12 protein-coding genes and 2 tRNA genes are annotated in these 10,787 nt (G+C 67.6%); 5 read left to right on the top strand and 9 right to left on the bottom strand.

The genetic code is table 11. From position 1 onward, the window contains the following. The first annotated feature begins 137 nt into the window (after window positions 1–137). Window positions 138–797: an O-methyltransferase gene (locus ACNPQM_RS00910; RefSeq protein ID WP_418082438.1), complete on the top strand. Its 660-nt coding sequence runs from the start codon at window positions 138–140 to the stop codon at window positions 795–797. A gap of 33 nt (window positions 798–830) precedes the next feature. Here the strand turns inward: ACNPQM_RS00910 and ACNPQM_RS00905 are convergent, their stop codons facing one another. The 4 genes from ACNPQM_RS00905 to ACNPQM_RS00890 form a co-directional block, all read right to left on the bottom strand. Further along, window positions 831–1,055 (bottom strand): FmdB family zinc ribbon protein, encoded by a 225-nt coding sequence (locus ACNPQM_RS00905; RefSeq protein WP_418082437.1) that lies wholly within the window; start codon window positions 1,053–1,055, stop codon window positions 831–833. Between the two features lie 97 nt (window positions 1,056–1,152). After that, window positions 1,153–1,674, bottom strand: coding sequence for a DUF4383 domain-containing protein (locus tag ACNPQM_RS00900; protein WP_418082436.1), 522 nt, complete (start codon window positions 1,672–1,674; stop codon window positions 1,153–1,155). 139 nt (window positions 1,675–1,813) lie between these two features. Further along, window positions 1,814–3,181, bottom strand: coding sequence for a hypothetical protein (locus ACNPQM_RS00895; RefSeq protein WP_418082435.1), 1,368 nt, complete (start codon window positions 3,179–3,181; stop codon window positions 1,814–1,816). Between the two features lie 71 nt (window positions 3,182–3,252). Continuing rightward, entirely contained in the window at window positions 3,253–3,999 is a 747-nt protein-coding gene (locus ACNPQM_RS00890; protein WP_418082581.1) for a DUF4097 family beta strand repeat-containing protein, read from the bottom strand. 250 nt (window positions 4,000–4,249) lie between these two features. Here ACNPQM_RS00890 and ACNPQM_RS00885 point away from each other — a divergent pair. Both ACNPQM_RS00885 and ACNPQM_RS00880 read left to right on the top strand, forming a co-directional pair. After that, window positions 4,250–4,324 (top strand) — tRNA-Val (locus tag ACNPQM_RS00885). A gap of 91 nt (window positions 4,325–4,415) precedes the next feature. Beyond that, window positions 4,416–4,571: a hypothetical protein gene (locus ACNPQM_RS00880; protein WP_418082432.1), complete on the top strand. Its 156-nt coding sequence runs from the start codon at window positions 4,416–4,418 to the stop codon at window positions 4,569–4,571. 843 nt (window positions 4,572–5,414) lie between these two features. Here the strand turns inward: ACNPQM_RS00880 and ACNPQM_RS00875 are convergent. Beyond that, a tRNA-Ser gene (locus ACNPQM_RS00875) sits at window positions 5,415–5,511 on the bottom strand. A gap of 587 nt (window positions 5,512–6,098) precedes the next feature. On the opposite strand from ACNPQM_RS00875, the gene ACNPQM_RS00870 reads away from it, so the two are divergent. After that, window positions 6,099–6,845, top strand: coding sequence for a hypothetical protein (locus ACNPQM_RS00870; RefSeq protein ID WP_418082434.1), 747 nt, complete (start codon window positions 6,099–6,101; stop codon window positions 6,843–6,845). A gap of 353 nt (window positions 6,846–7,198) precedes the next feature. On the opposite strand, the gene ACNPQM_RS00865 is transcribed toward ACNPQM_RS00870, so the two are convergent. After that, entirely contained in the window at window positions 7,199–7,672 is a 474-nt protein-coding gene (locus ACNPQM_RS00865) for a DUF4240 domain-containing protein (protein WP_418082433.1), read from the bottom strand. Window positions 7,673–7,938: 266 nt separating this feature from the next. Between ACNPQM_RS00865 and ACNPQM_RS00860 the strand changes: the two genes are divergently transcribed. After that, window positions 7,939–8,094 carry a hypothetical protein gene (locus ACNPQM_RS00860; RefSeq protein WP_418082432.1) on the top strand — a complete coding sequence of 52 codons (156 nt, stop codon included), beginning with the start codon at window positions 7,939–7,941 and terminating at the stop codon, window positions 8,092–8,094. Between the two features lie 285 nt (window positions 8,095–8,379). On the opposite strand, the gene ACNPQM_RS00855 is transcribed toward ACNPQM_RS00860, so the two are convergent. From ACNPQM_RS00855 to ACNPQM_RS00845, 3 genes are all read right to left on the bottom strand, one after another. Continuing rightward, on the bottom strand, window positions 8,380–8,772 hold the full coding sequence (locus ACNPQM_RS00855; protein ID WP_418082431.1) for a hypothetical protein: 393 nt from the start codon (window positions 8,770–8,772) through the stop codon (window positions 8,380–8,382). Between the two features lie 124 nt (window positions 8,773–8,896). Beyond that, the gene (locus ACNPQM_RS00850; protein WP_418082430.1) at window positions 8,897–9,574 is read right to left on the bottom strand and encodes a GAP family protein; all 678 of its coding nucleotides are present in this window, start codon (window positions 9,572–9,574) and stop codon (window positions 8,897–8,899) included. Window positions 9,575–10,080: 506 nt separating this feature from the next. Continuing rightward, window positions 10,081–10,662: an AAA family ATPase gene (locus ACNPQM_RS00845; RefSeq protein ID WP_418082429.1), complete on the bottom strand. Its 582-nt coding sequence runs from the start codon at window positions 10,660–10,662 to the stop codon at window positions 10,081–10,083. Window positions 10,663–10,787: the final 125 nt, after the last annotated feature.

Below are 10,787 nucleotides of genomic sequence, written 5' to 3'. Positions count from 1 at the left end.
GCGGAGCAACACGTGGACGCGATCTTCGACAAGCCCGGGCCGACAGGGAACAGTGGCTGGCAGCCGCCGCGTTCCCGTCGTACGCCGGTACTCGGGGACCTGACCAGCCTGCCCGGCAGGCACGAAGAGAGTCTGCGATGAGCAAGGGAAACGAAACCAAGATCACGGACGAGCTGTACGCGTACATGCTGGCGCACAACCCGCCGCTCGACGCAGTGCAGCGTGAGCTCGTCGAGACCACATACGCACGCTTTCCCGATCAGGCCGGCATGCAGTCCGCCGAGGAGCAGGCGCCACTGCTCGCCTTCCTCGTCCGGCTGACCGGGGCCCGGCACATCGTCGAGGTCGGGACATTCACCGGGTTCTCCGCCCTGGCCATGGCGCAGGCGCTGCCCGCCGACGGGCGGCTGATCGCCTGCGACATCTCGGAGGAGTGGACGGCCTACGGCAGGGAGGCGTGGGAGAAGGCAGGCGTCGCCGACCGGATCGAGCTGCGCATCGCACCCGCGCTCGACACGCTGAGGGCGATGCCGTCCGACCCGCACATCGATCTCGCCTATCTGGACGCGGACAAGGGCAACTACATCCCGTACTGGGAGGAACTGGTGCCCCGCATGCGGCAAGGCGGCCTCGTCGTCACCGACAACGTGCTGTTCCACGGCGGCGTGACCGACCCGCAGGCGACCGGCGGGGCGGCGGCGATCAAGGAGTTCAACGAGCATGTGGCCGCCGACCCGCGGATGGACAGCGTGATGCTCACCGTGGCGGACGGGCTGACACTCTCCCGCAGGAGGTAGCGCCCGCCCGCCGGGTCGAGCGGCGCGGCCGCGTCAGCCGCAGCAACCCCCACCGCAGCAGCCCCCGCCGCCACCGCCACCCGACGGTGCGGCGGGCGCGGACGTGGCCGAACCCCCGCCCACAGCCACGGTGGAGAGGAGCTTCACGGTGTCCTCGTGCCCGGCGGGGCAGGAGGCAGGGGCCGAGGACTCGGCCATCGGACGGCTGAGTTCGAAAGTGTCTCCGCAGGAGCGGCAGCGGTACTCGTAACGAGGCATGACCTCAGGCTAACGGCTACCCCGCAATCGGCGGCGCTGCCCGGCAACGGGATCCGGGGCCGATACGGGAGGGTGCACCGCCGCGCCGTGGCCGCTTCTACGACCGGGCAATCGGCATGGACTGCCGCCGGCTGCGGCGCAACTCCTGGGCCGCCTCATCGGGATGGCGGGCCTGCCAGTAAGGGTTGTCGTGCGGGAGCCCGCCACTGACCCTCCCGTACATCCCGAACATCATCAGCATCAGCCCGACGACAAAGCTGAACAGCACGTTCTGCAGGTGGAAGGCCAGGAAGTTGTAGTCCGTGTCGAGCAGCGCGAGATTGATGAAGCCACTGAGGATGAACGCGATACCGAGGACCATGTTGAGCGTCGAGGCGAAGTTGCCGCCGATCACCATTCCGATGAACAGGAGCAGGCCGACGCAGATGGACAGGACGCTGAGCGCGCCGTTGGTGTTCAGGCCCGCGACGGTGGCACCACCCGTGTCGAAGAAGCCGATCTTGTCGATGAGCCCCAGGATGCCGAAGGCGAGCAGCACCAGTCCCATCAGCCCCGCCCCGACGCGGTAGACGCTGCTGAGCCGGTGATCGACCGGGAGATGCTCGTCCAGCCGGGCCATTCTGCTGGGTTTTGCCGGACCTCGCGCCGCTCGCTGCGGGTGATGAGGGAGACGCGGAGCATGAGGATGGGCCATGGCGGTGCGGCCTCCTTCGGAGTACCACCATGATCTGCCCCGCCCCGGGCCCCGACAACTCGGCTCAGCCCCCGGCGCCACGTTCCTCCCGGATCTCGGAGACCACCCTCGCAGCCGTCTGCCGCACCGCTTCCGTCTCGGTCAGAAAGTGCCAGTAGTCGGGGTGGCGGCCCTCCAGTCCGGCGACGGCGCGCTCCAGCCGGGCCACCCCGTCGTCCAGCGGCCGCGCATGGCGCGGGTCGGGCGTATTGCGGCCCGCCATGGCCAGACGCTGCGCGTCCCGGATCGCGAACCGGGTCCGCTGGATCTCCTGCTGCGGATCCTTGGCCACGGCGTCGAGCCGGTGCAGCCGGTCGCCGGCCGCGGACACCGCCTCGTCCGTCGCGTTCAGCAGGGCCCGTACCGTGGAGAGCCGCGAGGTCGCGTCCGCCCAGCGCTGCTCGTCCCGCGCCGTGGCCGCCTCCTTGAGCTTCTCCTCGGCCTGCCGCACATTGACCGCCGCCTGCTCCGGAACCGGCTGGAGGTCCTGCCAGCACGCGGCCGAGAAACGCCGCCTCAGCTCACTCAGCACCGGCTCCACCGAGCCCGCGCGGGTGGTCAGCGCCTGGGCACGGGTACGCAGCGACACCAGCCGGTGGTCGATCTCGGCGGCACGCTCGGGAAGCTGCGCTGCCTCCGCCCGAATGGCCTCCGCATCGCGCAGCACCTGATCGGCGCGGAGCAGCGTCTCCTGCACGCCGTGCCGGCCGGCGCCCTGGTTGAGCTTGGTCAGTTCGGGGGCGAGGGCCGCCAGACGCGCGGCGAGATCGTCCGCCCGCAGCCCGGACGCGCGCACGGCGTCGAGAGCATTGCTCGCACCGAGCAGCGCCTGCCGGGCCCGCTCCACGGCGGGAGCGAGCCGGGCGAGCTGTGTCTCCGCGTTTGCCAGGAGCGGACCGAGTCCCTGGGCGAACCGGTCGAGCTCGCCCTTGACCCGTACGAGCTCGTCTTTGGCGCCCGTCAGTTCCGTCCTGGCACGCGCGGCGATCGCGGGTTCGAGATCGTCCCGGTCCAGGTCGTGCGCGTCCACCGCCGTGATGTACGCATGGCTCGCCTCGTCGATCCGCCGCCCCAGAGCGGCGAAGTCGTCCACGACCTTGCGCGCGGCGGGCGAACTGTCCACCGCGGTGATCGTCTCGATCGAGATCTGCAGATCGCGCTGGGCGGTGTCCAGCTCGTAGAAAGCCTCCGCGGCCGCATCCTTCGCCGCCTGCGCCTCGACACGCTGGCTCTCCCCACGGCCGCCGAACCAGCGCCGCGTACCTCCACCGGCGAAGGAAGCCGGCAGCGTGGCGGCGAGCAGCGGCACGGGCAGCAGCATCAACCCGAGGACGTCCCTGACGGCGGAAGTGGCACCCGCTCCTGCTTGCGGCCGCGCGTGTGTCGCCGTCACATCCCTCTCCCGTGCCGTTTCGCCCTGCCCGGTTCATTCTCCCACCAGGTAAGGACGAACACACGGGCCGGTTAGTTCGCCGTTCGCACCGTGATCTGGCCGTTGTCGCTGTGCGCCTTCACCACATGGGCACTGTTGTCGCTGCGCGGCACCTTCACCGAGACGCGCCCGTCCCTCGCGGTGGCGGTCACCGCGTACGCCTCCGAACCGTGCGGCAGGTCGATCGTCACCCGGCCGTTGTCGCTGACGCTGTCCACCAGATCCGGCACAGCGCTGAACCCGAGCTGGATCCCCCCGTTGTCCGAGCGCGCGGAGACGGACCTGCTGGAGATCCGCTCCGTGACGACGCCCCCGTTGTCGCACTCCAGCTTCAACGGACCACTGGAGTCACGCACGGTCACGGTTCCGTTGTCGGAGTGGAGCGTGAGGGGAGTGTCGAACCCGGACGCGAGGATCCGCCCGTTGTCCCCGTTGACCGTCACCGCGACGCCACGCGGCACCTTCACCTGGTGGCGCGACCCGCAGTTACTGATCACCGCGTGGCACTTCACCCGCAGCGTGAGCGTGTCGTCCCGCATCGACCACCGGGCATCGGGCCCGCTCCCGAGCACCACCCACCCGTCGACGCGCCGGGTCACCTCGACCTTGCGCACATCGGCCGGCACGAGCTCCACGGTCGTACCGCCGGAGTCGATGGTCAGCGCCTTCCCGCTGAGCGCGAACGACTTGTGCTCGGCCTGCGCGCCGTCCACATCCGCGCTGCCACAACCGGTGAGGGCCAGGGCGACGAGGACAGCCCCGCCGGACGCGACGAGCACGCGGGGTCGGGTGCGAGCGCGGGTGTGGGCGCGGGTGTGAGTGCGAGTGCGGAGTGCCACGGTGATCGATCCCCCATCCGGTCCGGCGGGCTGTCCCGCCGGTGTGGATCCACCGTAGAGAGCGAGCCGGCCCGGGGAGAATCCGGGCGGCTACCGTAAGCGGGGTGGGGATATCCCCCGTCTCCCCGCCGGTCCGGACAACCGTTTGTGAGCATGGGCCCTGTGCCATGTACGCTGTTGCTTCATCCACGGGTGCGTAGCTCAGGGGTAGAGCGCTGCTCTTACAAAGCAGATGTCGGCGGTTCGAAACCGTCCGCGCCCACCAGCCAGAACGCCCCCGCAGCGACCCGCTGCGGGGGCGTTGACGGTAGTAAGTGACGGCAGTTCCTCAGGCGCATCGCGTAGCGGTGGGCTGCGTGAGTAGAGACTTTCTCTACGGGTTCCAGGCCGCTCAAGCCGCGGGGGCCATGTCGATCGGTTACGCCAACAAGCCAGGCAAGGCCGAACGGCTGCACCGAGCCGGAGCCACGGCAGTCATCGAGGACATGGCCGACCTAATCCGGCGTAGCTGACGCGAGCGCGGTGAGAGTTTCTCTACTTCATCAAGGCTCCTCGCTCCGCTCGTCGCGCGCTCCCCGGCTCACCGCCGGGGCCCTGCGCTCCTGTCTCCGCCCCGCTCTGGGCCCCGGCTACGCCGGTCGCGCAACTAGAGCGAGAGATTCTCGACGAAGGGAAACGCAAGGCACAAGACATGCCTCCGGCGGGGGCGCTCAGACTCCGGGATGGACGGGGCACCGTTCGCGAGTGCCGGCCGAATCGTGGCGAGTGTCGTGGAGCTCCCATCCCGACCACCTTCGACCCAGGCAGAGCCGAGCAGCCGCGGCCCAGGGCGTCAAGGTCGTTCGTACAGTGGCGCGCTCCACCTTGACGCCCTGAACCACGCCCGCTCCACGGAGTGTGGGCCGAAGGCGGACGGGATGGGAGCAGGGGTGAGTGGTGGGCAAGGAAGTGGATGGGTGCCGCTACTCGGAGGCGTGCGCTCACCGAGACGCATATCCGTAAACCAGCATCCCGAGACCGACGGAGATGGCAGCCGCCCCTTGCATGAGCGCTGCCTGGAAGGACCACGGGCCCTCCGTCTGCTGCACCTTCCACCTTCTCCAGCGGGCGCAGAAGCCGAAGACAAGGACCAGCATGCCGATGATCACGAAGCCTGCCCCGCCAGCTATTGGATCATTATTGGTCTGGGTGGCGGCAGCGAGACTCGACGGCATGGCGGCCACAGTAGATGACGCAGGTGACCGTGCCCCATCTATGCCCGGTCGTGCGGGGAACCACGGCGAACCACGGGAACAAGTGGGCAGCGCTCAGGACAGCGGCCCCCAACCGATCTACCTGGTCAGGGGCCGTTTACCTGCGGTGGGTGTGGGATTTGAACCCACGGTGACATCGCTGCCACGACGGTTTTCAAGACCGTGCGCAGGGCGCGGTTTGTCGACGCAGCCCCCACGCCCTGAACCGGCCGCTCACGAAGATGCCGACGCCGATGGACAGTGCGATCAGCAAACCCGAAGCCCCACCCTCCAGAGTCGAGTGGCGGCCCTGGGCTGTCGAGGACCCCAGAAAGACGACGATTGCAGCGAAAGTCGCGGCTGTCACGACAAGGCCGATTGCCATTTCAGCCCACCACATCGCCTGCGTCGGTCGAGTCGTCATGGCGTAGTTTTACATCACGCCTCCCTCTCCAGCAGCGAGGTACAGCAACCATCGCGACCGGGCCCAACCGCCAGCAGCCCCGCATGACCGTCTGAGCAGCCGAGCAAACCCCAGCGACCGTGCCGCCCATAGTTCGCATCGAGAGGTTCATCGTGCCCGCTGCGTGCCCGTTCGGAGGGGACGCAGCGGGGACTCACGGGGAACAGCGGCGCCAACCTCGCTCCGGACCAGGTCAGGGAGTCGCCAGGTCAGCGGCCATCCGCATACGGCGTCTTCCAAACTGGTGACATGCCGCACATGCAGCAGCCGCCTACGGCAGGGCCGCAAACCGAAGAACTGGCCCGCAAGGGAATCGTGTCCGAAGTCTGGTCTAGGTTTTGCCTGTGAACCACAGCCGTTCCAACGCCGGGGCGCCCCGCGAGCCCGACTTGCCGCCGTACCAGGTAGTCCTGGCAGAGACTGATTGGGGTTCGCTTGAGACCGCTTTCGGAAACGGTGATGACCTTCCCAAGGTCCTGAGACGGCTGTTGGAGCCCGATCCCAAGGCCCAGGTCACCGCTTTGTCGGAGCTAGGTGAGATGGTCAACCACCAGAGCTCCATCTACGAATCCACTGCCCCCGTCGCCATGTATGTCGCCGGCATCCTCACCCACCCGGCGGCTACGACCCCCCGGCCCTATCGGAACGTACCCATCCGCGCGGCGCTGTTGAACTGGTTGGTTTCCACGGCCTACGACGCCTCCGACGAGATTGTTCGCCGCATGGAACAGTGGTTTCCTGGCTTCCTCACCCACGACAGCACCATGGCGTCCTTCCGGGAGCTGCGCCCGATACTTTATCGGGCCGTCTCGCCCTTCCTGCAGGACGGCCACGAGGACGTGCGCGAAGCAGCCGTCATTGCTGCGCTCATCCTCGCCGAACACCCTGCGCTCGCCGAACACCGCGATCACCTCGCCACGCACGCGCGCCGCATCCTGGACACCAGCAGCGACGACCCCAACCGACGCGTTGCCCGAAACGCCCTCGAAGCATGGGGCCACGACGTCCCCAACCTTGAACGCTTCCAGGAAAAGCCCTGGGACTGCGGGCCACACAGCGATGGCCGCGGCGATCTCGAACCTCCCTTCTGACCGATACGCGCACGGCCCGAAAACGGAACACTGCAGCGGGTGAGAGACACCAACCCAAGGACGCGCGGCCAGCCGAGTTGCTTCGGGACGAAGAGCGTCCGTGCCACATCCGTGCCAGAACGGGCGGGGTCTCACGGGGAATCAGAGTGCGCAGGAGTACGTGGTGCCGGACTCCCCCAGGGCGAGGAGCCCGAGGTCAGGTCCAGAGCGCCCAACCTCGCTTACAAAGCAGATGTCGGCGGTTCGAAACCGTCCGCGCCCACCAGCACAAAGACCCCCAACCGATCATGGTTGGGGGCACCCGCCGCTCTGTGCGAGATCGTTTACGAGGTGCCCGTCAACCGCTAGCCGCCTCAGTCCCGCAGGTCGGGCCAGCCGTCCTTGTTGGAGTAGCTCTCGAAGCAGTACTGAGTTTCCCGGTCCCACTCCTTGGCGGTGGCCAGTTCGTACGCCTCTTCCGGCACGTACAGCAGCCACTCGCCGTCGCGTTCGGTCGACGTGTACGGGGAGAACTTGTCGACGTTGAAGAAGACCCCTTCCCATACGGCCTGTCCTGCGGCGACAACAGCGCAACGGGCGTACAGGAACCCGTCGGCCGACTGCGGGAAGGGGCTCCCGCTCCGGCCTGTCATGTCGGCGACGGGAAGAGCCCCGAACTTCTCCTGGTCCAAGCGGTAGAGAGCCTCAGCATGGCGTTCCGCGAAGCCGATGATGTCGGGGACGGGGCGGCGGCTCAGCTCCTCGGTGAGGCGTTGGCAGCTCGCGTGCGTGGCGACGCCGTCCAGGGTGGCTATCAGTGCCCAGAAGTCCGTCCAAGTCATTCTCATGGGCGCAGGATCTCAGGGCGGTCTGACATCCAAAACTGACATCAACGGCGGCGGATGACGGCGGTCGTACGCGGCTTGCCGTGGCAGGGGCGAGCAGCAGTCCCTGCCCGGTAGCGGCACCGCGGGCGAACTTACAAAGCAGATGTCGGCGGTTCGAAACCGTCCGCGCCCACCAGCCAGAACGCCCCCGCAGCGACCCGCTGCGGGGGCGTTGACGGTAGTAAGTGACGGCAGTTCCTCAGGCGCATCGCGTAGCGGTGGGCTGCGTGAGTAGAGACTTTCTCTACGGGTTCCAGGCCGCTCAAGCCGCGGGGGCCATGTCGATCGGTTACGCCAACAAGCCAGGCAAGGCCGAACGGCTGCACCGAGCCGGAGCCACGGCAGTCATCGAGGACATGGCCGACCTAATCCGGCGTAGCTGACGCGAGCGCGGTGAGAGTTTCTCTACTTCATCAAGGGCTCGCTTCGCTCGCCGTCGCTCCCGGCCTCCCAAGCTGCAAGCAGTCCGATCGGAGATCCAAGGTGCCGCGCACAGCGCGGCGGCGCCGGTCGGTCGCCGCCGCGCCGCTCCTCCTGCCCTGAACCACGCCCGCTCCACGACGTGTGGGTCGAAGGCGGACAGGATGGGAGCTGGGGTGAGTGATGGGTTCGGGTGAGCGGCGAAAGCGGGCACTCACCCAGGAGCAGGAGCGGGGTGTCGCGCCGCGTCAACGTCCGTCCCGTTTCGCAGCGGCGACCACGGCGGAAATGACGGCGGTCACAACGAGGCTCCCCACCATGACCATCCCAACGCCAACCATGAAGAGGCCGCTGGAGTCGTCCGACCAGTCGTCATAGGCGGCAACGGTCAGGCCAACCGTGGTGCCGAGCACAGCGCCTGCGATGTAGCGCCGGGCTGCCGCCCAGTACACCGGCGCCAGCAGAGTCAGCACCAGCCCGATCACCTGCCACGCTTCGTACGGGCCGGTCGTCGTACCGTCAGGTTGCACGTCACGATGCTGGTCCCAGCCCAGCCAGGCAGCCCACGCCGCTAGCGCCACCGCAGCCAGCACGAGTATCGCCAAGAGCTGGGGGACGAGTTTTCGTAGTCGCTGTCTCATGGTTCAAGCGTTCCGGCTCACCCCATAACCGATCAGAGCGTAAGTACTCAGCTCTACCCGAGTACTTCAGCCACGACCGTGATCCACTGTGAGTGGACCACACCGTCATGCCTGGGAATGCCTGTCAGGAGGCGAGGATGGAGAGGCCGTCTCCGAGCAACTTCAGCCCGAGGACGAAGAACAGGACGGCCATCACGGCGACATTGTGCTGAGCTGCCCACTCTTTCCAGTTGCCGAGCGTGGTCTTGGCTCGCTCTCCCCCGAGGAGGAAGACTGCCAACGGGGCCAGCAGGCCGAGGGTGGCGATCACGACGAAGACAACCAGCGATGCGATCTGCTGCCCGACCGGCAGTCCGGCTGAGCCGATCGCGGCGCCCGCGGCGATGGTCAGCGGTGCGTTCTTGGCGTTGAGGGCTGCCAAGGCCAGTCCGAGTGCGAAGACCTTGACCGGCGTGAGACGGTCGATCGCGCCCATCCACTTCGGCAATTGGGCTTGCGACGGATCCTTCGGGCGCCGGCGCCATTGCCGGGCGCCGAAGAGAACGAGGAACACGCCCAGAGCGAGTTTGAGGGCTCCCACCCAGGTGGCCGGGTGTTTGTGGGCGGAGGCACCTGCGGGGGAAGCGATCGCCAGCATCACCGCACCCAGGGCCGAGAGCCCCAGGATCCAGCCGACAGTGAAGAGAACTCCGTTGAGACGTCCCCGAGGCGTGGCGAGTATGAGGATGATGGCGATGATCGGGAGCGGGCTGACCGCGACGGCGGCCGCGAAACCCAGCACGTCACCGAGAACGTGGCCCATGGTTGCCTCCGGGTGGCGATCCAGTGGAGCAGGGGGCGGTGAAAGCGGGTGACCCGGCCGCCCGGGCGGCGGCAACGGGTTGGTGTGCGATGGGCTGCGACACTGTCTTCACGGCCGCGCGGAAGTGGCTGCCCGACAACGGTGATGACGACGTACTCGGCAGGTCTCACCGCATTCCATCTTGCTGCGCCCGGCAGGATCTGTCCTCGGGAGCTTTTCGGGACGCGAGGACCCCGGCGTCGGCCCGCCGCGCCGAACAGGCGACCCCGCAATTGCCGGAGCTACTTGAGATATCACCCTCGGTGACCACAACGCTCCTGGGACGAGATGCGAGGCAGCTCAGCCGCAGGGAGTATTGAAGATGTGAGGGCGATGGCGCCTCATGTCCGAGCGCACGGCTCGCCTCACGCCGGAGCCGACGCACGACTGGGCGCTGCCACCGGTTCCTGACGCCGATGCCCGGCAGGACGGGGTCTTCCAATCTGGGGACCTTGACCGGCGCTCGGTCACCGAATCAGGGCGACGACGGCTGCCTCGATGGGTTCGATGTCCGGATCACCATCATCTGAGGTATCGACTTCAACGACGGCATCGACTCCATTCGGCGGATCGAAAATCGAGCGCTTCATCTCGCCTCGCTGGAACTGAGATGAGAGCTGCCGGTCGACTGCCCCGCCTTCGGCCGCCCGGGCGCGGAGGCGCTCGCCGATGACCGATTCGCGGGCGACGACATGAACAGCGAGCACTCGGGCGTCACATGTGAGTAGCGCATCGAGCAGCTTGCGCGACAACACGGAGGACTCCACGACGAAGCTCGCTCCTGAGGAGGCGAGCAGCTGGGCTGTGTTGACCATCACGGTCTCAGCGCGGAGGCTCAACGGACCGCCGGCGATGTGGAATTCCGAGTTGAGCTGAACACCGCCGTCCTTGGCGACGGAAGCGGAGGACAGCCCGAGACCGGCCTTGATCTCATCCCGGGTCAGGAACGGCACACCGAGGCGACGCGCCGTTGCGCAGGCAACGGTGGTCTTTCCGGCCCCCGGGGACCCGCATACGGCAACCACCACCGGCCGTTCCCACCTCAACATCCGCCGATCCTGCCGGATCTTGACCGTGATGTCTACGAGCCGATCATGGTCGGCTCAGCAGCCTTCAGCGACCGCACCGACCATGGTTCGCATCGAGAGAGCCCAAGGAACGGCCCCAGGTAGAC

Origin of the sequence: Streptomyces sp. NPDC056231 (genome assembly GCF_048270745.1) — a bacterium.
Lineage (GTDB): Bacteria > Actinomycetota > Actinomycetes > Streptomycetales > Streptomycetaceae > Streptomyces.
This window is presented reverse-complemented; position numbering and strand designations above follow the sequence as displayed.

Excerpts from the sequence above, each read along its gene's own strand:
- ACNPQM_RS00910 (WP_418082438.1), top strand. The coding sequence starts at position 138 with ATGAGCAAGGGAAACGAAACCAAGATCACGGACGAGCTGTACGCGTAC.
- ACNPQM_RS00905 (WP_418082437.1), bottom strand. The coding sequence starts at position 1,055 with ATGCCTCGTTACGAGTACCGCTGCCGCTCCTGCGGAGACACTTTCGAA.
- ACNPQM_RS00900 (WP_418082436.1), bottom strand. The coding sequence starts at position 1,674 with ATGGCCCGGCTGGACGAGCATCTCCCGGTCGATCACCGGCTCAGCAGC.
- ACNPQM_RS00865 (WP_418082433.1), bottom strand. The coding sequence starts at position 7,672 with ATGAGAATGACTTGGACGGACTTCTGGGCACTGATAGCCACCCTGGAC.
- ACNPQM_RS00855 (WP_418082431.1), bottom strand. The coding sequence starts at position 8,772 with ATGAGACAGCGACTACGAAAACTCGTCCCCCAGCTCTTGGCGATACTC.
- ACNPQM_RS00850 (WP_418082430.1), bottom strand. The coding sequence starts at position 9,574 with ATGGGCCACGTTCTCGGTGACGTGCTGGGTTTCGCGGCCGCCGTCGCG.
- ACNPQM_RS00845 (WP_418082429.1), bottom strand. The coding sequence starts at position 10,662 with ATGTTGAGGTGGGAACGGCCGGTGGTGGTTGCCGTATGCGGGTCCCCG.